This is a genomic window from Nonomuraea guangzhouensis, from assembly GCF_019396345.1.
GTDB lineage: Bacteria > Actinomycetota > Actinomycetes > Streptosporangiales > Streptosporangiaceae > Nonomuraea > Nonomuraea guangzhouensis.
Map to the genome: position 1 here is coordinate 185,354 of NZ_JAHKRM010000016.1, position 18,677 is coordinate 204,030.

18 protein-coding genes are annotated in these 18,677 nt (G+C 70.0%); 6 read left to right on the forward strand and 12 right to left on the reverse strand.

Translation table 11 applies throughout. The features are described from left to right. Position 1 precedes the first annotated feature (1 nt). The 4 genes from KME78_RS31765 to KME78_RS31780 form a co-directional block, all read right to left on the reverse strand. A complete protein-coding gene (locus KME78_RS31765; protein WP_219533060.1) occupies positions 2-1,042 on the reverse strand; it encodes a Gfo/Idh/MocA family protein in 1,041 nt (346 codons plus the stop codon). Positions 1,043-1,049: 7 nt separating this feature from the next. Next, a complete protein-coding gene (locus KME78_RS31770; RefSeq protein ID WP_219533061.1) occupies positions 1,050-1,775 on the reverse strand; it encodes a ThuA domain-containing protein in 726 nt (241 codons plus the stop codon). A 114-nt stretch (positions 1,776-1,889) separates the two neighbouring features. Beyond that, complete coding sequence (locus KME78_RS31775) at positions 1,890-2,159, reverse strand: hypothetical protein (protein WP_219533062.1); 270 nt, start codon at positions 2,157-2,159, stop codon at positions 1,890-1,892. Between the two features lie 105 nt (positions 2,160-2,264). Then, a complete protein-coding gene (locus tag KME78_RS31780) occupies positions 2,265-3,227 on the reverse strand; it encodes a GlxA family transcriptional regulator (RefSeq protein ID WP_219533063.1) in 963 nt (320 codons plus the stop codon). Positions 3,228-3,325: 98 nt separating this feature from the next. Here KME78_RS31780 and KME78_RS31785 point away from each other — a divergent pair, with 98 nt between their 5' ends. Then, positions 3,326-3,718: a hypothetical protein gene (locus tag KME78_RS31785; RefSeq protein ID WP_219533064.1), complete on the forward strand. Its 393-nt coding sequence runs from the start codon at positions 3,326-3,328 to the stop codon at positions 3,716-3,718. 41 nt (positions 3,719-3,759) lie between these two features. Further along, a complete protein-coding gene (locus KME78_RS31790; protein ID WP_219533065.1) occupies positions 3,760-4,191 on the forward strand; it encodes a nuclear transport factor 2 family protein in 432 nt (143 codons plus the stop codon). Between the two features lie 14 nt (positions 4,192-4,205). Here the strand turns inward: KME78_RS31790 and KME78_RS31795 are convergent, their stop codons facing one another. Next, positions 4,206-5,225: a LacI family DNA-binding transcriptional regulator gene (locus tag KME78_RS31795; protein ID WP_219533066.1), complete on the reverse strand. Its 1,020-nt coding sequence runs from the start codon at positions 5,223-5,225 to the stop codon at positions 4,206-4,208. 194 nt (positions 5,226-5,419) lie between these two features. On the opposite strand from KME78_RS31795, the gene KME78_RS31800 reads away from it, so the two are divergent. Then, on the forward strand, positions 5,420-5,929 hold the full coding sequence (locus KME78_RS31800; RefSeq protein WP_219533067.1) for a SigE family RNA polymerase sigma factor: 510 nt from the start codon (positions 5,420-5,422) through the stop codon (positions 5,927-5,929). Next, the gene (locus tag KME78_RS31805; RefSeq protein WP_219533068.1) at positions 5,926-7,110 is read left to right on the forward strand and encodes a hypothetical protein; all 1,185 of its coding nucleotides are present in this window, start codon (positions 5,926-5,928) and stop codon (positions 7,108-7,110) included. Before KME78_RS31800 ends, KME78_RS31805 begins: the two co-directional genes overlap by 4 nt. A gap of 8 nt (positions 7,111-7,118) precedes the next feature. On the opposite strand, the gene KME78_RS68130 is transcribed toward KME78_RS31805, so the two are convergent. From KME78_RS68130 to KME78_RS31835, 6 genes are all read right to left on the reverse strand, one after another. After that, on the reverse strand, positions 7,119-8,075 hold the full coding sequence (locus KME78_RS68130) for a substrate-binding domain-containing protein (RefSeq protein WP_219533069.1): 957 nt from the start codon (positions 8,073-8,075) through the stop codon (positions 7,119-7,121). A 14-nt stretch (positions 8,076-8,089) separates the two neighbouring features. Then, complete coding sequence (locus KME78_RS68135; RefSeq protein ID WP_219533070.1) at positions 8,090-9,040, reverse strand: ABC transporter permease; 951 nt, start codon at positions 9,038-9,040, stop codon at positions 8,090-8,092. Continuing rightward, positions 9,030-10,529, reverse strand: a complete 1,500-nt coding sequence (locus tag KME78_RS31820; RefSeq protein WP_219533071.1) for a sugar ABC transporter ATP-binding protein — start codon at positions 10,527-10,529, stop codon at positions 9,030-9,032. Before KME78_RS31820 ends, KME78_RS68135 begins: the two co-directional genes overlap by 11 nt. A 91-nt stretch (positions 10,530-10,620) precedes the next feature. After that, the gene (locus KME78_RS31825; RefSeq protein ID WP_219533072.1) at positions 10,621-11,679 is read right to left on the reverse strand and encodes an amidohydrolase family protein; all 1,059 of its coding nucleotides are present in this window, start codon (positions 11,677-11,679) and stop codon (positions 10,621-10,623) included. Positions 11,680-11,692: 13 nt separating this feature from the next. Next, a complete protein-coding gene (locus KME78_RS31830; RefSeq protein ID WP_219533073.1) occupies positions 11,693-12,985 on the reverse strand; it encodes an alpha-glucosidase/alpha-galactosidase in 1,293 nt (430 codons plus the stop codon). Positions 12,986-12,991: 6 nt separating this feature from the next. Continuing rightward, positions 12,992-13,936 carry an alcohol dehydrogenase catalytic domain-containing protein gene (locus tag KME78_RS31835; RefSeq protein ID WP_219533074.1) on the reverse strand — a complete coding sequence of 315 codons (945 nt, stop codon included), beginning with the start codon at positions 13,934-13,936 and terminating at the stop codon, positions 12,992-12,994. Between the two features lie 323 nt (positions 13,937-14,259). On the opposite strand from KME78_RS31835, the gene KME78_RS31840 reads away from it, so the two are divergent. Together KME78_RS31840 and KME78_RS31845 are read left to right on the forward strand one after the other, a co-directional pair. Then, positions 14,260-15,918 carry an endo-1,4-beta-xylanase gene (locus KME78_RS31840; protein ID WP_219533075.1) on the forward strand — a complete coding sequence of 553 codons (1,659 nt, stop codon included), beginning with the start codon at positions 14,260-14,262 and terminating at the stop codon, positions 15,916-15,918. 129 nt (positions 15,919-16,047) lie between these two features. Beyond that, on the forward strand, positions 16,048-17,079 hold the full coding sequence (locus KME78_RS31845) for a LacI family DNA-binding transcriptional regulator (protein ID WP_219533076.1): 1,032 nt from the start codon (positions 16,048-16,050) through the stop codon (positions 17,077-17,079). On the opposite strand, the gene arfA is transcribed toward KME78_RS31845, so the two are convergent. Then, on the reverse strand, positions 17,080-18,570 hold the full coding sequence (gene arfA / locus KME78_RS31850; protein ID WP_219533077.1) for an arabinosylfuranosidase ArfA: 1,491 nt from the start codon (positions 18,568-18,570) through the stop codon (positions 17,080-17,082). Positions 18,571-18,677: the final 107 nt, after the last annotated feature.

An 18,677-nucleotide genomic window follows, 5' to 3' on the forward strand; every position in this document is an offset into this window, starting at 1 on the left:
ATCAGACGTCGAACGCCACCGGCACCCGGGTCCCCGTGCGGGCCGACTCCAGGGCGGCCGTCACCATGGCCAAGCTCCGGATGTTGTCGTGGCACTCGCCCTGCGGCGCCCGCCCGGTGCGCAGCCCGGTGAGAAACTCCTCCAGCCCCTCCGCGAGCCCGCTGAACCGGGGCCGCCCCGGGTATCGGTCCGGCTCGGGCGGGTGCCGGCGTGCCTTGTGCTCCTTGACCGTCTCCACCGTCGGCCGGCCACTGCCGTCCCAGCGTGCCGTGCCGTGCGATCCGGCGGCCCGCCAGCTTCCGGTCCAGGATGTCGCCTGGCCGGGCGCGGACCAGCTCCCCGTGAACGTGTAGCGCAGCCCGCCGGTCATCTCGAAGATCGCCGTGGCGGAGCAGGCACCGGGATACCAGCTCCACGGCGACCGGAACGACTCGCAGTAGGCGCTGACCGGATCGGCCCCCGACACCGCGCGGGCCAGGTCGAACAGGTGGATCGCCATGTCCTGTAACAGGGGGTGCTCCAGCGCGGACAGGAACGGCGGCCCCTCGTACGGCATGAAGAACTCCGAGGTCAGCAGCCCGAGCGGCCCGAGCTCGGCCACCGTCCGGCGGAAGGCCACCAGGTTCGGCAGGAAACGGCGGTTCTGGTTGACCGCGAACAGCCGCCGCGCCCGGTCCGCCGCGCGCACCATGGTGCGCGCCTCGTCCAGCGTGATCGACATCGGCTTCTCGCTGAGCACCGACACCCCGCGCTCCAGGGCGGTGACGGTCACCTCGCGATGAGCCTCGGGGATGGTGCAGTTGACGATGAAGTCGGGTTCCTCGCCGTCGAGCACGGCGGTGAGCGAGGCGCTGACGGGCAGTCCGTCCAGGCCGAGGGTCGTGGCGGCGGCACGGGCCCGCTCCTCGACCACGTCCACCCAGCCCACCAGCTCGGTGCCGGGATGGGCCAGCAGCTCCGGCGCCCACTGGCCGCCGATGTACCCGGCGCCGACCACCACGGCCCGCAGCGGACGGTCCTCGTCGAGGGTGATGAAGGTCATGCGGCTCCTACCAGGTGATGGGGGTGTGCGCGTTCTGCAGGGGATCGCCGACGCCGGCCGCGGGAGCGGCCCACAGCACCGCGTTGGCCAGCACGCGCCGTACGTCAGGGTGGTAGTAGACCGGGTGCCCCTGGTCGCCGGGACTGAAGTAGAAGATCCGGCCCAGGCCACGGCGGTAGCAGCAGCCGCTGCGGAACACCTCGCCGCCGCTGAAGTTGCTGATGAAGACCAGCTCGTCGGGCTCGGGGATGCCGAACGGCTCGCCGTACGTCTCCTGCTCGCCGATGACCAGCGGGCGTGGCACGCCCTCGGCGATGGGGTGGCCGGGGGCGACCGTCCAGACCAGCTCGCGCTCGGCCGCGTCGCGCCAGGTGAGCGAGCAGGTGGTGCCCATCAGCTTGCGGAAGATCTTCGAGTAGTGGCCCGAGTGCAGCACCAGCAGGCCCATCCCGCCGAGCACGCGCTGCTGCACCCGCTCCACGACCTCGTCGGACACCTCCTCGTGGGCCATGTGCCCCCACCAGGTGAGCACGTCGGTCTCGGCGAGGGTCTTCTCCGACAGCCCGTGCTCGGGGTCCTCCAGGATCGCGGTGCGCACCTGTACGCGGTCGCCGAGCCGCTCGGTCAGGCCGGCGGCGATCGCGCCGTGAATGCCGTCCGGGTAGCGCAGGCGTACGTCCTCCTCGCGTGGCTCGTGGTAGTTCTCGCTCCAGACCGTGACCTTGACCGGCATCCGTTTGCCTCCCGAGGGGCCGTGCGGCCCTGACGTAGTCGACTCGTTGTGGTTCTCGCCGCTTTCGCGGGCGTTGAAGCCGCTGTCAGGTAGGTCGCTGAGGCCGGGCGACGGTCAGGAGGGTTGGCCGTACCAGTCGATGCCGTGCCTACGTAGCCACTCGACGTCGCGCTCCTGGATCTCCGGGTTGACCTTCCCGGTGGGTATGCGGGCGCCGCCCCTGCCGCCGAAGTGGGTGGCGAGCTCATCGCCGACGTCGAGGACGACCTTCTCGTAGTCCGGTTGCCAGCGCATCAGCGTTCGCCTGCCGCATTCCGGGCACAACCATTCTTCGGTCCCTGAGTCGGAGACCCCGACCATGACCATTTCGTGCGTCGCACTCACCGCGCACTCCTTGTCCTCACCGAGCGTTTACCCGGGGATTCGCCCTGTATTCGAAGCCCGCCGGACATAACTTCGTGGCGATTTCAGGGAGTGCATCCAGGTAGGTCACGCCGATCGCTGCGTCAGCCGGTAGCGCGACGGCGGGATCCCGTAGCGGTCGACGAACGCCTGCCGGAGCGTCTCGGCCGTGCCGAAGCCGCAGCGGGCGGCCACGCCGGCCATGGGCAGGGAGGTCGAGGCCAGCAGGTGGGCGGCCGCCTCCGTACGGGCCTGCCGGACGTACCGGCCGGGGGTCAGTCCCAGATTCTTGAGGAACAGCCGGGTCAGGTGCCGCTCGCTCACGCCGGCGCCGGCCGCGAGCGTGGCGGTGGCCAGGTCGGCGTCCAGATGGCCGGTGACGTAGTCGGCCACCTGCCTGACCAGGCTGTCGGTGTGCGGCGGCGCGACGGTGAAGATGCTCATCTGCGCCTGGTTGCCGGGCCGTTGCAGGTAGGTCACCAGGCTCCGGGCGACCTTCCTGGCGAGCTCGGCGCCGCTGTCCTCCTCGATGAAGGCCAGCATGAGGTCGAGGGCGCTGGTGACGCCGGCCGCCGTGTGGACGTTCCCGTCGCGGATGAAGATGGGGCCGGGATCGAACGTGACCGCGGGGTACCTCTTGGAGAGGTCGTACGCCCACTCCCAGTGCGTGGTCACGCGCCGGCCGTCCAGCAGGCCCGCCGCGGCCAGGACGCCGGCTCCCGTGCACACCGACGAGACGCGGCGGCTCTCGCGTGCCAGGCGGCGGACGTGCGCCAGGATCAGCCGGTTCTCCGCCGCGTCCAGGTGGCCGATGCCGCCGGTGACGACGATCGTGTCGAGGGGGCCGGTGACGCGTTCGAGTACCTCCTGGCCCTGGACGATCAGGCCGGTGCCGCAGGTGATGGGGTTGCCGCCGGGCGTGGCCAGCCGGACTTCGTAAAGGGGGAGGCCGGCGTGGTCGTTCGCCGTCTCCAGGGTGCTGGTGACGCAGGCGATGTCGAGCAGCGACGCCGCCTCATAGCCGATGACCACCATCCGCCGTACGGTCATGGCCAGACCCTACGTGGGACGGACCGGCATCCCAAGATTTCAGACCTACTGATTTCCCTCCTTTGCCGGTGGCGGCGGAGGAACGGCACCGTTGGCACATGACGCAGAGATCATGGGTCCGCTTCGCCGGGCACTACGTGGAAATGGTCATCGCGATGTTCGTCGGGATGTTCGCGCTCGGCTTCCTGCTGGACGCCGTCGGGATCAGTCCGTCGTACGAGCGGGAGCCCGAGCTCGCCTACCTGCTCATGGCCTTCGACATGTCCGTCGGCATGGCCGCCTGGATGCGCTTCCGCGGGCACGGCTGGGCAAGCACGCTGGAGATGTGCGCCGCGATGTTCGTCCCGGTCGTGCCGCTGTTCCCGCTGCTGTGGATGGGGGTCATCGACGGGATGGGGCTGATGATGGCCGCGCACGTGGCGATGTTCCCGCTCATGCTGCTGGCGATGCTGCGCCGGCGCGACGAGTACACCCACGCCCACGCTCACTGAAGCTGCTGGCGTTTGTAGCAAGCGTTTGGTTTGATCACGTTATGGACGACCGTGAGATCGCCGACCGCCTCCAGATCGCCGACGTGCTGGCCAGCTACGCCCGCGCCGTCGACTCGGGCGACTGGGACCTGCTCGACGAGGTGTTCACACCTGACGCGGTGATCGACTACACCGCGGCGGGCGGCATCCGCGGCACGCGGGCCGAGATCAAGACCTGGCTCGCCGACGTCCTGTCCGGCTGGCCCGGTCGGCTGCACCTGATCGGCGCCATCAGGATCGTCTTCGAGTCCGGCGAGGCCCGCGTGAGCGCGGCGTTCGCCGACACCCTCGCGCCCTCGCGCGAGCTGGTCTCCGCCGACAGCAAGGGGCTGATCCAGGGCGGCGGCTGGTACCACCACCGGATGGTGCGCACCGCCGACGGCTGGGGGAGCCGCGAGCTCGTCGAAGAGCAGTCCTGGCGCACCATCCGCTGAGCCGGCGGTGCCGCCTATCGCGTGTCGACCAGCACGGCGCCGGTGCTGCCGCGCGGGGTCAGCCTGGCCGCCTGGTCCTCGAACGCAGGCACGGCCTCGCCCTCGATCAGGGCCAGCAGCCGCTGGGCGGCGTGCCCGCCGTACGCCGGGATGTCCCGGGTGAGCGCGGTGAGCGGCGGGCGGACGACCTGGGACAGCGGGGAGTCGTCCCAGGCGACGATCGACAGGTCGCGTGGCACGTCGAGCCGCATCTCCTGGGCGACGGAGAGGCCCGCCACCGCCATGATGTCGTTGTCGTAGACGATCGCGGTGGGCCGGTCCGCCGAGCTGAGCAGTCGCCTGGTCGCCCTGGCGCCCTCCTCGCCGGTGTAGTCGGTGTGCACGGTCACGTGCTCGGCCGCGCCCGCGCACGACTCCGCGAACGCCTGGTCGCGCACAGCCGTGTGGACCAGCTTGGACAGTCCGGCGACCCGGGCGATGCGGCGGTGCCCGAGTGCGATGAGATAGGCGATGGTCTCGCGGATCGCCTCGCCGTCGTCTGACCAGACCGCGGGCAGCGAGCCCGACGCGTCGGGGTGGCCGATCACCACGACCGGCATGCCCAGCCGCTCCATGGCGGGCACCCGGGCGTCGGAGTAACGCAGGTCGACGAGGAAGGCGCCGTCCGTGCGGCGCTCGCCCCACCAGCGCCGGTACACCTCTATCTCCTGCTCGTGGTCGGTGACGACCTGGAGCATCAGGGCGTACGAGCGGTCCGCGAGCACGCCCTCGATGCCGCTGATGAGCTCCATGAAGAACGGCTCGACGCCCAGGAAGCGCGCGGGACGGCACAGCGCTAGCCCCACGGTGTGGGCCCTGGCGCCGTTCAGCGCGCGGGCGGCGCTGTTGGGCTGCCAGCCGATCTCCTCGGCGATGGCGACGATCCGCGCGCGGGTCGCCGCCGACACCCCCGGCTGTCCGTTGAGCGCGTAGGAGACGGCCACCTTGGAGACTCCCGCACGGCTGGCGATGTCGGCGATCGTCGGTCGCTTCACGAGGCCTCCTTGTGAACCGGTTATCTGCCCACACTCTAGGACACCCACACCGTATGACCAGAAGCGATTTCCCAAGGTCGGAGCTGCGGTCAGAATCGCTTATCCGGTTCAGCAGAAGTTGTTCTCCGGCAGAGGCATAGCGGGACCGGCCGCCTGGCGTCTGAGGGGTGATATCCAACCCTTTGGAGGTGGTCGTGGACGCCGCGGACGAGCAAGGCTTCCGCGAGTTCGTCTCTGCGCGCTCTCCCGCCCTGATGCGGCTCGGCTTCCTGCTCACCGGTGGTGACCAGCACAGGGCCGAGGATCTGGTGCAGAGCGCGCTGGCGAAGCTGGCGGCGAAATGGCAGCGGGTCGACGCGCCCGAGGCGTACGCCAGGCAGATCATGTACCGCCAGCAGGTGAGCTGGTGGCGCGCGGCCGTCCGGCGCGGTGAGGTCGTCCAGGCGACCCCGCCCGACCTGCCGGGAGCGGACCGTACGCATCAGAGCGAGCTGCGCATGGTGCTGCGCGGTGCTCTCGCCAAGCTCACCGCGAAGCAGCGCACGGTGCTCGTGCTCCGCTACTTCGAGGACCTGCCCGACCACGAGGTCGCCCGCGTGCTCGGCTGCTCGGTCGGCACGGTCAGAAGCACCACGCACCGATCGCTCGCCCGGCTCAGGTTGATCGCCCCCGAGCTGGCCATGGAACTGGAGGCCGCGACATGACCCGACTGCTTCGCGACACCCTGGAGGAGTGGGCCTCGGAGGCCCGGGTCCCGCACGACCTGGCGGACCGGGCGCTACGGAGGCGCGCCTGGCTGCCCATCGGCGCGAGTGTGCTGGCCGCCGGGCTGGCGGTGGCCGTCGCGGTGTTCGTCGCCGGGCTGCACGGTGAGAACACGACGGTACGGCCCGCGACGGGGGTGAGCGTCCCGGTCAGGCCGACGGCGACCTCGACCGAGCTGCTGGCCGACACCGGCAACGCTCCCCCGAAGAAGCTGGTGGCGGCCGGGAACGTCGCCGTCTCCGCGTACTGGACCACCAAGGTCGAGAAGCTGCCTGACAAGTGGGAGCGGTTCCGCCGGACCTGGTCGCTCTACGATCCACGCACCGGAGGCTACGAGCAGACCTCGTGGTCCTGGGTCGACGTGGCGCCGGGACTCCAGCTCGCCGCGGTGGTCGAGGGTGACCTGATCGGCAAGCGGGTGGGCATCCTCGACATGAACACCCGGCAGGTCATGGCCTGGATCGATCTGGAGCACGCCGTCGGGTCGGTCGTCTGGTCGCCCGACGGCACCAAGGTCCTGGCCACGGCCTACTCCGCGTATCCGGACGAGCAGGAGAAGATGGGGATCGGGGGCGGACATCTGCGCGCCAGCCCGCGGACCGGCTACTACATCATCGACGTCGCCACGGGTGAGGCCGACTACCACGCGCTCGCGCCGATCAGCGACACCGCATCGCCAAGCAACATCAACGCGCGTCAGGATCTCGGCTGGAGCCTGGATGGGTCGATGCTCTGGGAGCCCACCGACACCATGCCGGACCGGCTGTGGCTCGATTTCGACGGCAAGCGGCGGGAGGCGCCCGCCGGTGATCAGTACATCGGCTACACGGGCAGGTCGAAGGTCTCGCCCGACGGCAAGCTGGTTCTCGGCGGCGACGGCCTGCCGACCAGCATCTTCGACCGGTCCGGAGCGGTTGTCGGCAAGCAGAAGGTGCTCCAGCTCCTCGCCTGGGCCGACGACGACAACGTGGTCGCGCTCGGTTGCGCGGGGGAATGCGGCAACGAGTTCGACAACGGCCTGGTGCTGGTCAGCGTCGACGGCTCCCGGATGACTCAGCTCACCGCCAACCGTGACAGGAACAACGACGAATGGAACTGGGTGCTCACACCCAGGAACTGACGTGCCGATCAGGACGTCGTGAAATCCTCGACGTTCTCCTTGGTCGCGACCTTCACCGGCACGGCCACGGTCTTGTCGATCTCCTCACCCCTGGCGGCCTTGACGGCGGCGGCCACCGCCTGCTGGCCGATCATCGCGGGCTGCTGGGCGACGGTGGCGTTCAGCGTGCCCGCCTGGACCGCCTTCAGGCCGTCAGGGGTGCCGTCGAAGCCGACGATCTTGACCTCCTTGCCGGCCTTGGCGCCCAGGGCCTTGATCGCGCCCAGGGCCATCTCGTCGTTCTGGGCGAACACGCCGGTGATGCCGGGGTGTGACTGGAGCAGGTTCGTCATGACGTCGAGGCCCTTGGTCCGGTCGAACTCGGCCGGCTGCTGGGCCACGACCTGGATGTTCGGGAACGCCTTGATCCCCGCGGTGAAGCCCTGCCCGCGGTCGCGCGCGGCGGACGTGCCGGCCACGCCCTGCAGCACGACGACCTGGCCCTTCTCGCCGAGTTGCCTGGCGAGTTCCTCGGCCCCCAGCTTGCCGCCGGTCACGTTGTCGGAGGCCACGGTCTCCGTCACCTCGGCGCCGTTGACGCCGCGGTCGGCCGCGATGACCGGGATGTTGGACCGCTGCGCCGCCTTGACCGCCGGCGCCGCCGCGTCGGAGTCGACCGGGTTCAGGATGATCGCCTTCATGGCCTGGCTGGCGAAGTTCTGGACCTGGTTCACCTGCTGGGAGGCGTCGTTCTGGGCGTCGGTGACGGTGAGCGTGGCGCCGAGCTTCTGGGCCTCGGCCTGCGCGCCGTCACGGAGCTGGACGAAGAACGGGTTGTTCAGCGTCGACACCGACATGCCGATCTTGATGTTGGCCGGCGCCGGCGTGGCGGCGGAGCCGTTGGAGGCTGGTTGGCCGGATGAGTCGCAGGCGGTGAGGCCGAGTGCGAGAGCGGCGCCGGCTATGACGAGTGCAGGAATCCGCATGATCTATCCCTTTCCTATGACATTCCCCTGCGCCGCAGCGTGTCGACGAGGACCGCGAGCGCGATGACCACGCCGATCACGACCTGCTGCCAGAACGCCGAGACGGACAGCAGGTTCAGGCCGTTGCGCAGCACGGCCAGGATGAGCGCGCCGACGAACGTGCCGAGCGCCCGGCCCTTGCCGCCGGACAGGCTGGCGCCGCCGATGACCACGGCCGCGATGGCGTCCAGTTCGTAGCCGGCCGCGGCCTGCGGCTGGGCCGAGGCCAGGCGGCTGGCCAGCACGATGCCGGCGACCGTGGCGAACCCGCCGGACAGCGCGTACGTGATGAGCAACTGCCGGCTGACCTTGATGCCCGACAGCCGGGCGGCCTCCTCGTTGCCGCCGATGGCGTACATCGCGCGGCCCACGTAGGTCCGGTTGAGGATCACGGCCGCGATGACGCCCATGACCAGCATCACGACGACGGGGACCGGCAGGTAGGGGCCGATCGTGTCGCCCAGGTGGGTGACGGCGTCCGGCATCGTGATGGGGCTGCCTTGGGAGATGACGAGGGCCAGGCCGCGGGCGATGCCGAGCATGGCCAGCGTGGCGATGAACGGCGGCAGCTTGCCGTACGCGATGAGCATCGCGTTGACCAGGCCGCACGCGACGCCGACCGCCAGCGAGACCAGGGTGGCCAGCGGCCAGGGCAGGCCCGCGACGCCGGCCGTCCAGGCCAGGACGATCGCGGAGAGCGCGGCGACGGAGCCGACCGACAGGTCGATGCCGCCGGTGACGATGACGAACGTCGAGCCGAAGGCGAGGATCGCGGTGACGGCCGCCTGGGCGCCCACGTTGAGCAGGTTGGTCACGCTCAGGAAGTCGGACGACAGCAGCGACAGCGCCACGACCAGCACGACGAGCGCGGCCAGCGCGCCGTTCTCGGCCAGCCAGGATTGCCGGAGGAATACCTTATTTGGCACGCGGACCCTCCACGTCGGTGACCGCCAGCGCCATCACGCCGTCCTGCGTGGCCTCGACCGCGGGCAGCTCACCGACCAGCCGGCCGCGCGCCATGACCAGGATCCGGTCGCTCATCCCGAGCACCTCGGGCAGATCGCTGGAGATCATGAGCACCGCGCGCCCCGACGCCGTGAGCTCGTTGATCAGCTGGTAGATCTCGACCTTGGCGCCCACGTCGATGCCGCGGGTCGGCTCGTCGAGGATCAGCACCCCCGCGTCGGCCTCCAGCCACTTGCCGATGACGACCTTCTGCTGGTTGCCGCCGGAGAGCGTACGGACCTCCTGGCCCAGGCCGGTCATCCGGATGCCGAGCTGCTCCGCGACCGCCGCGGCGTCCCGAAGCCGGCCCTTGCGGTCGACGAACCCGGCGCGGGTGGCCTCGCGCAGGGTGACCAGCCCGAGGTTCTCGGCGATGTCCGCGCCCAGGACCAGCCCCTGACCCTTGCGGTCCTCGGGGACCAGCCCGAGGCCGGCCTCCATGGCCGCGTACACGTCCCCCGGCGCCGGGCGCTTGCCGCGCACGGTGACCTCGCCGGTGTCGTAGCGGTCGGCGCCGAAGATCGCCCTGGCCACCTCGGTACGGCCGGCGCCCACCAGCCCGGACAGCCCGACCACCTCACCGGCGCGCACCTCGAAGGAGATGTCCTCGAACACGCCCTTGCGGCCGAGCTTGGTGACCTTGAGCAGCGGCTCGCCCGCCCGGCCGCGCTCGCGCGGGAACCGCTGGTCGATCGGGCGGCCCACCATGAGGCGGACCAGTTCGTCCTGCGAGGTGTCGGCGGGCACCTCGGCGACGGAGCGGCCGTCGCGCAGCACGGTCACGCGGTCGCCGATCGCCGCGATCTCTTCGAGGTGGTGGGTGATGAAGACGATCGCCACGCCCTCCTCGCGGAGCCGGCGGACGATGGAGAACAGCTTCTCGACCTCGCCGGTGGTGAGCACCGCCGTCGGCTCGTCCATGATCAGGACGCGGGCCTGGAGGGCGAGCGCCTTGGCGATCTCCACCATCTGCCTGCGTGCGATGCCCAGCCGGCCGACGGGTATACGCGGGTCGCATTCCACGCCCACGCGCGCCAGCAGCTCCACGGCGTGCTCGTGCATCAGCTTGGTGTCGACGAAGCCGAACCTGCGCGGCGGCCGGCCCAGCGACAGGTTCTCGGCCACACTGAGCTCGGGCACCAGGTTGAACTCCTGGTAGATGGTGGCGATGCCGAGCCGTTGGGCGTCGCCGGCCGTGCGGATGTGCACAGGGTGCCCGTCGAGCAGCACGCGGCCCTCGTCGGGGTGGTAGGCGCCGGAGAGCATCTTGATCAGCGTGCTCTTGCCGGCGCCGTTCTCCCCCAGCAGGACGTGCACCTCACCGGAACGTACGGTCAGGTCGACACCATCGAGCGCCAGCACCCCCGGGAAGCGTTTACGCAGGCCCTCGGCCCTGAGAAGCTCCACCATCAGATGGTGTCCGCCAGCGCGACGAAAACCACCAAAAGCTCAGGTAGAACGGCAGGTCTTTACCAGGAAAGTACCAGTCTGGCGTGAACCGTCAGCCCCCCGCCAGCCTTGGTACGAGGCGGAGCGCGTTCCCCGTGTAGACCCGCTCCAGCACCTCACGCGGGAGGTCGAGCCCGGAGATCGTCCAGCGCCCCATCAACGGCGGTTCGTCCGGCGAGTGGGCGAACGCCTCGTCATCGGTCTCCATGAACCGGAAGTGGGTCCGGTAGACCTCCCGGTCCGGCGGGATCTCGTCGGTGCCGAACAGCACTCGGTCCGGGTGGCGCAGCATCAGCGCCCGCGTCGCCCTGGGCTGGCGGCCCAGCTCGGCGATGCGGGCGGCGATGTCGATGTGGAAGTTCGGGTACGTGTCGAGCAGCCGGCTCGCGAAGGCCAGGTTCTCCGGCCAGCAGCCCGCGTGCACGCCGATCACCGTGGTGCCGGGATGCTTGGCGATCATCGCCTCCATCGCGTCCATCAGCCGCGCGAACGGCGGGAACTCCGGCCCGGAGAAGTTCCAGTCCGGGCGGGCGGTCAGCTGTTCGAGCCGCTCGTTGCGCTCGTCGGCGGGCTCGAAGAAGGCCACCGGGTCGGCGGTGTGCAGCGCGATGGGGATGCCCGCCTCGCCGACGGCCGCCCACAGCGGGTCCAGTCGCGGGTCGTCGAGCATCACCAGCTCGCCGCGGGCGTCGCGGACCCGCAGGCCGACGTCCTTCCATACCTTCAGCCCCGCCGCGCCCTCGGCCACCGAGCGGCGTAACTGCGCGGCCAGCCGCTCGCCGAAGCCCGGTTCGGCGGTCTGTGCCCAGTCGACGTGGCAGAAGGTGGCGAACCTGCCGGGGTGGGCCGCGTCGTAGCGCTCGATGTTCGCGGCCAGCTCGGAGCCCCAGCGGCCGTCGAGGTTGACCATGCCGCGCAGGTTGAGCTCGTCCATCAGGTCGATCAGCGCCGGGACGTCCTCGACCATCCAGCCGCCGTCCTCGCTGAGCCACCGGCCCAGGTGGATGTGGGCGTCCACGGCGGGCACGGCGGCGCGGTCGACCTGGTGGACCGCGACCCGCAGTTGGGACACCGGCCGGTATCGGGACAACGGCGGGTCGGCGGGGCACATGGCTGCTCCTCGATCAGTCGCGGATGCCCGCGGGCAGCAGGTCGCCGTGGGCCGCGATCAGCTCGTCCACCAGCTCGCGGACCTTGCGGACCGGAAGCGTGGCGGCGGTGTTGGGGTCGAGCAGCGCGGCCTGGTAGACGTGGTCGCGCCGGCCTTCCAGCGCCGCCTTCACGGTCAGCTCGCTGACGTTCAGCATCGTCCGGTTGAGCGCGGCGACCTGGGCGGGCAGCTCGCCGATCCGCATCGGCTGCACGCCGGCCCGGTCGACGTAGCAGGGCACCTCCACGCAGGCCTCCTGCGGCAGGTTGGAGATCAGGCCGCCGTTGCGCACGTTGCCGTGGATCATCCTGCCGGTGCCGGTCTCCATGGAGTGGATGGCCAGCGAGGCCAGCTCCTCGCCGCGCTCGATCGGCACGCCGGTCCCGGCCGCCAGTGAGCGCTTGTACGACTCGTACTCGTCGAAGCCCTCCGCCAGCCACTCCAGGTAGATGTCGACCGGGATGCGGTAGCGCTCGACCTCTTCCTCGTGGGGCAGGAACCAGGGCAGGTACTCGGATCCATGCTCGCTCGACTCAGTCGGGAAGTAGCCGAAATTTCGGTATACCTCCACGCGGACGCGGCGGGCCAGCTCGGGATCTTCCTCGATCAGCGCGTCGAGCCGCGGGTACAGGTTCTCCCCGCCGCGCTCGAAGCGCAGCACGAAAGCCTGATGGTTCACCCCCGCCGTGACGAACGAGATCTCCTCCTCCGGCACCCCGACCATGCCCGCCAGCGTCCGCTGGGTGTCTCGCGCCGCGTGGCAGACGCCCACCACGTTGCGGAACGGCGTGCCCGCGTAGACCGCCCACGGGATCATCGACATCGGGTTCGTGTAGTTGAACAGGGTGGCGTCCGGTGCCAGCTCGGCCAGGTCGTTGCCGATGCCGACCATCACCGGGATCGTGCGCAGGGCACGGAAGATGCCGCCGATGCCGAGGGTGTCGGCGATGGTCTGCCGTACGCCGTACCGGGCGGGGATCGCGAAGTCCCGCTGGACGGCGGCCAGGCCGCCGACGGCGATCTCGTTGATCACGTAGTCGGCGCCGTCGAGCGCGGCCCGGCGGTCGGCGTGCGCCTCGATCTTCGCGCCGATGCCCAGCTCGCCGACCATCCAGGTGGCCATGGCCTCGGCGGTGGCCAGCCGGGCCTCGTCGATGTCGTGCAGCACGATCGTGGAGGCGGACAGCTCGGGGAAGGTCATGAGGTCGGACAGGAGGTTCTTGGCGAACGTGATGCTGCCGGCGCCGACCAGGACGATGCGGGCCATGGGTTTCTACCTCGATTCAGGGGTGAGCAGTGCCTTGATGGGAAGGGCTTGCCCGTGCATGAGCTGGGTGAAAATGCCGGCGCCTTCGTCGAGGGGGTAGCTGTCGACCCAGGTCAGGTCCCATCCGCTGACCAGGTCGATGGCGGCGGCGAAGTCGGTGCCCGTGTAGGCGAAGGAGCCGAGGACGCGTTTCTCGGTGCGTACGAGGTCGGCGGCGTCGAAGGCGGCGGCGGGGTCGGCCAGGCCCAGCCACACCGTCACTCCGCCGGGTCGTAGGTGGGCCACGGACTGCTCGCGGGTGGCCGGTGCGCCGACGGCGTCGAAGATGACGTCGTACTCGCCGGTCAGCTCGGTGCCGGTGGTGGTGGCGCCGAGCCGGGCGGCGGTGGCCAGCCGTTCGGGTGAGCGGTCGGCGACGTGGATGGACGCGGCCTTGCCGGTGTGGGCGGTGTGCAGGCAGGTGAGTCCGATGGCGCCGGCGCCGATGATGGCGACGCGGGCGCCGGCGGGATGGCCGGCCAGGCGCCAGGCGTGCACCGCGTTGGCCAGCGGTTCGATGATGGCTGCGGCGGTGGGGTCGATGCCGTCGGGCAGCGGGATGACCGAGGCGGTGGGGACGGCGACGCGCTCGGCGTAGCCGCCGGGGCGGTGGATCCCGATGATCTGCCGGTTCCGGCAGATGTTGGGCTGTCCCTGGGCGCACAGGTCGCAGGCGCCGCAGGACAGGATCGGGTTGATGACGACGGGTCGCCCGTCGTCCGTGTGGCCGGTGAACTCGTGCCCCATGATCAGCGGCGGTGTCCGGAAGCCGGGCCTCTTGACGCCGTGCAGTTCGCTGCCGCAGATGCCGGAGGCGGCCACGTGGACGAGCACCTCGCCGGCGCCGACCTCGGGCTCGGGCGCATCTTGCAGCTCCACCACACCCGGACCGGTGAACACCAGGGCCTTCACGCGAGCCCACCGATGGTCGAATGCTGGCGTCTCATAGAGCTCCTGTCTTGATCGCATTCTGTATCGTGGAATGCCATTCCGAATCAGCGATAGCAGATCATTGCGAGGGCGCGGATGTCAAGAGGCCAAGAGGGTCGAGGGTGGCTTTTCGCCTGTTTTGGGCTATTCCGAAGAATGGAACATCTCACCACAAAGCAGAATCATGAAACTTTCAGCGATATGCCGATACTTTCAAATGAGGCCACCTGGACTCTTGACCCTAAAGCTGCTGCTCCATAACGTCCCGATGGATCGAAACTTTCGGGATCGGAGGTTGGGCGCCTGTGTTTCTCTTCAGATCTCTCACCGCGGTGACGGCGCTGCTCGTCGTGTTCCTGCTGCCGACCACTCCGGCGGACGCGTCGGCGCCGCTGCGTGTGCACGCCGCCAGTCGCGGCAAGTTCATCGGCGCCGCGCTGGCCACCAGCCCACTGGCGAACGAGAGCCAGTACCGCACCATAGCGGCCACCGAGTTCAGCCAGGTCACCGCGGAGAACGCGATGAAGTGGGACTCGACGGAGCCGAGCCAGGGCCAGTTCAACTTCTCCGGCGCCGACCAGATCGTCACCTTCGCCACCCAGAACAACCAGCAGGTCCACGGGCACACGCTCGTCTGGCACAGCCAGACGCCCGGCTGGGTGCAGAGCCTCGGCGCGACCGCGATGCGCTCGGCTATGCAGAACCACATCAGCAACGTCGTCGGCCACTACGCCAACAACGCGACCGTGACCTCCTGGGACGTGGTCAACGAGGTCTTCGACGACAACGGCAACATGCGCACCTCGTTCTGGTACAACACGCTCGGCCAGAGCTACATCGCCGACGCCTTCCGCGCGGCCCGCGCCGCCGACTCCAACGCCCGGCTGTGCATCAACGACTACAACGTCGAGGGGATCAACGCCAAGAGCACCGCGATGTACAACCTGGTGTCGTCACTGCGCCAGCAGGGCGTGCCGGTCGACTGCGTGGGCTTCCAGGGCCACCTCGCGATCCAGTACGGCTTCCCGAGCCAGGTCCAGCAGAACATGCAGCGCTTCGCCGACCTCGGCGTCCAGGTCAGGGTCACCGAGCTGGACGTCCGGATGATCATGCCCCGCGACTCCACCAAGGACACCACGCAGGCCACCTACTACCGCGACGTGGTCAACGCCTGCCTCGCGGTCACCGCGTGCGCCGGGATCACGATCTGGGGCTTCACCGACAAGTACTCCTGGGTGCCCGACACCTTCTCCGGCCAGGGCGCCGCGCTGATCTACGACGCCTCCTACCAGCAGAAACCCGCGTACACCGCCGTACACGACGCGCTGGCCGGCGGCACCAGCACGGACACCACGCCGCCGACCACGCCCGGCACCCCGGCCGCGTCGAACGTCACCGCGAACTCCGCCACCCTGACCTGGACGGCGTCCACCGACTCCGGCGGCAGCGGCCTGGCCGGCTACAACGTCTACCGCGAGCAGGGCAGCACCGATCCACAGCTCGGGCAGAGCACCACCGCCTCCATCACGCTGACCGGGCTGAGCGCGGCCACCCAGTACCAGGTGTACGTACGAGCGCGCGACGGCGCGGGCAACCTGTCCGCGAACTCCGCCCTGGCCACCTTCACCACCACCACCGGAGGGGGCGGCGGCGGGCCGTGCACGGCGACCGGCACCGTGCAGACCCAGTGGGCGGGCGGCTACGTGGTGCAGCCGGTGACCGTCACCAACACCGGCTCCTCGACGATCAACGGCTGGACGGTCACCTTCACCCTGCCCGCCGGCCACACCCTGAGCGGGTCCTGGAACGCCACGCTGACCAGCAGCGGCCAGACCATCACCGCGAAGAACCTGGGCTACAACGGCACCCTCGCCCCGGCCGCGAGCACCACCTTCGGCTTCCAGGTCAGCCGCCCGTCAGGTGACACCGCGACGCCGTCCGGCTACACCTGCGCGTCACCCTGACCGCCTCGATCAGTGACGGGGGAGCGGCTCATCGGGTGCCGCGCCCCCGTTCGCACCGTCCAGACTCCGGTCACTGATCCACACCTCGGTTACCTGCCTGTTAGCGTTATCGCGGAGGTGGTGATCCGGATGGCTGGGGGATCGGACGGCAAGGCGCGCACCAGGCCCGCCGTGCTCGGCGACGTGGCCGCGCTGGCGGGCGTCTCGGCGATGACGGTCTCGCGGGTGCTCAACGCGCCCGACCGGGTACGCGCCGAGACCCGCGAGCGCGTGCTGGCCGCCGTGCGCGAGCTCGACTACTGGCCCAACTCGGCTGCTCGTCAGCTGGTCACGGGCCGTTCGGGCGTGCTCGGCGTGGTCAGCATCGACACCACCCTGTACGGCCCGGCCTCCACCCTCTACTGCATAGAGCAGGCGGCCCGGCTGGCTGGTTACACCGTGAGCATCGCCAGCCTGAGCCTGCTCAACCGCAAGTCGATCGAGGAGGGCGTGCACCGCCTCCGGACCCAGTCCGTCGACGGCGTGGTCATCGTCGCGCCCCACGAGTCGGCGGTCGACGGCCTGCGTTACCTGCCGCCCGATCTGCCGGTGGTGGCCGTCGACGCGGGCAAGGACGTCCCGGTGCCGGTGGTCATGGTCGACCAGCGGGCGGGCGCCGCGCGGGCCACCCGCCACCTGCTGAGCCTCGGCCACGAGACGGTCTGGCACGTGAGCGGGCCGGTCGACTGGATCGACGCCAGCGGCCGGATCGAAGGCTGGCGGGGCGTGCTGGAAGCCGAGGGCCGGCCGGTGCCCGAGCTGTTACGCGGCGACTGGAGTCCCCGCTCGGGCTACCAGCACGGCCGGATGCTGGCCGCCGACCCGTCGGTCACGGCCGTCTTCGTGGGCAACGACCAGATGGCGCTGGGCGTCCTGCGGGCGATGCGCGAGGCCGGGCGCCGGGTGCCGGAGGAGGTGAGCGTGATCGGCTTCGACGACATTCCGGAGGCCGCCTACTATTGGCCCCCGCTGACCACGGTCCGGCAGGACTTCCGCGAGGTCGGCAGGAGCGCCTTCCACCTGCTCCTCGACCGGATGGCGGGCGCGGAGAAGGAGACCCAGCGGCTGGTGGAGCCCGAGCTCGTGGTCAGGGAGAGCACGGGCGCCAGCCGTACGAGGTGATCAGCCGAGGCGGATCACGTTCCATGAGACAGGGGGCAGCAGCACGCGGAGCGGATCGTGCTGGATGTCCGGGTTCGGCCGGGGTGCGACGGTGTCCGGCGCCTCGGCCGTGTTGCGGGCGTAGACGTCGGGGCCCGACAGCGTGGTGGCCTCGACTATGCGGACACCGCCCAGCGAGCGCGCGTCGATCTCCAGCGACAACGGCTCGTCGGTCGAGCGGTTGACGGCGAAGATCACGGTCTCGTCGCCGGAGTGCGTGGCGACCGCGTGCAGCAGCGGCACCTCCCCATACTCCTTGGTGTCGTGGCTCGGCGAGGTCGTCTCGACGCGGAGCACGTCGCCGGCGGCGTGCCGGGACGCCTGCGCGAAGGGGTGGAAGGTGGTCTGCTTCCACGCCGACCCGCCGGGCGAGGTCATGATCGGCGCGATCACGTTGACCAGCTGGGCCAGCGAGGCGGACGTCACCCGGTCGCTGTTGCGCAGGAGGGTGATCAGCAGGCCGCCGAAGGCCACCGCGTCCGCCAGGTGATAGTGGTCCTCCAGCAGCGGCGGCGCGACCGGCCAGTCGCGCGGCGGCTCGGCGGCCTGGAAGCGGGACAGGTACCAGACGTTCCACTCGTCGAACGAGAGGTTGATCTTCTTGCGCGACTTCAGCCGGGCCCCGACGGAGTCGGCGGTGGCCACGACCGAGGAGATGAAGTACTCCATGTCGGTCGAGCAGGCCAGGAAGCTTGCCAGATCGCCGTCCTTCTCCTCGTAGTAGGCGTGGCAGGAGACATAGTCGACCACGTCATAGGTCTCCTCCAGCACCGTGGCCTCCCACGCGCCGAAGGTCGGCATCGACGAGCTCGAGCTGCCGCAGGCGACCAGCTCCAGCTCGCCGTCCATCGTGCGCATGGCGCGAGCGGTCTCGGCGGCCAGCCTGCCGTACTCGCGGGCGGTCTTGTGGCCGGTCTGCCACGTGCCGTCCATCTCGTTGCCCAGGCACCACATCCGGATGCCGTGCGGTTCCTTGGCGCCGTTGGCGATCCGCAGGTCCGACAGCGTGGTGCCGGACGGGTGGTTGCAGTATTCGAGCAGGTCCAGGGCCTCGGCGATGCCGCGCGTGCCGAGGTTGAGCGCCATCATCGGCTCCACCCCGGCCTTGCGGCACCAGCGGACGAACTCATCCACCCCGACCTCGTTGGTCTCGGTGCTGTGCCAGGCCAGGTCCAGCCGGCGGGGCCGCTCGGCGACCGGTCCGATGCCGTCCTCCCAGCGGTAGCCGGACACGAAGTTGCCGCCCGGATAGCGGACCGTGGACACACCCAGCTCGCGGGTCAGGTCGAGGACGTCTCGGCGGAAGCCGTCCGCGTCGGCGGTCGGGTGGCCCGGCTCGTAGATGCCGGTGTAGACGCAACGGCCCAAGTGCTCCACGAACGTGCCGAACGTACGGCGGCGTACCGGGGCCACGCGGAAGGCGGGGTCGATGGTGAGATGCGCTTCGTGCACTGTGCAGACTCCTCGGAAGTGATTCCTAAATTGTTAGCGCTCCCATAGGCCGGGTCAAGTGCTCTTGACAGCTCCGGTGTTACCGCAAACACTCGGGTAACCCGAAA

Coding starts and splice junctions, on each gene's coding strand:
- KME78_RS31765 (WP_219533060.1), bottom strand. CDS start 1,042: ATGACCTTCATCACCCTCGACGAGGACCGTCCGCTGCGGGCCGTGGTG.
- KME78_RS31770 (WP_219533061.1), bottom strand. CDS start 1,775: ATGCCGGTCAAGGTCACGGTCTGGAGCGAGAACTACCACGAGCCACGC.
- KME78_RS31780 (WP_219533063.1), bottom strand. CDS start 3,227: ATGACCGTACGGCGGATGGTGGTCATCGGCTATGAGGCGGCGTCGCTG.
- KME78_RS31785 (WP_219533064.1), top strand. CDS start 3,326: ATGACGCAGAGATCATGGGTCCGCTTCGCCGGGCACTACGTGGAAATG.
- KME78_RS31790 (WP_219533065.1), top strand. CDS start 3,760: ATGGACGACCGTGAGATCGCCGACCGCCTCCAGATCGCCGACGTGCTG.
- KME78_RS31805 (WP_219533068.1), top strand. CDS start 5,926: ATGACCCGACTGCTTCGCGACACCCTGGAGGAGTGGGCCTCGGAGGCC.
- KME78_RS68130 (WP_219533069.1), bottom strand. CDS start 8,075: ATGCGGATTCCTGCACTCGTCATAGCCGGCGCCGCTCTCGCACTCGGC.
- KME78_RS31820 (WP_219533071.1), bottom strand. CDS start 10,529: ATGGTGGAGCTTCTCAGGGCCGAGGGCCTGCGTAAACGCTTCCCGGGG.
- KME78_RS31825 (WP_219533072.1), bottom strand. CDS start 11,679: ATGTGCCCCGCCGACCCGCCGTTGTCCCGATACCGGCCGGTGTCCCAA.
- KME78_RS31830 (WP_219533073.1), bottom strand. CDS start 12,985: ATGGCCCGCATCGTCCTGGTCGGCGCCGGCAGCATCACGTTCGCCAAG.
- KME78_RS31845 (WP_219533076.1), top strand. CDS start 16,048: ATGGCTGGGGGATCGGACGGCAAGGCGCGCACCAGGCCCGCCGTGCTC.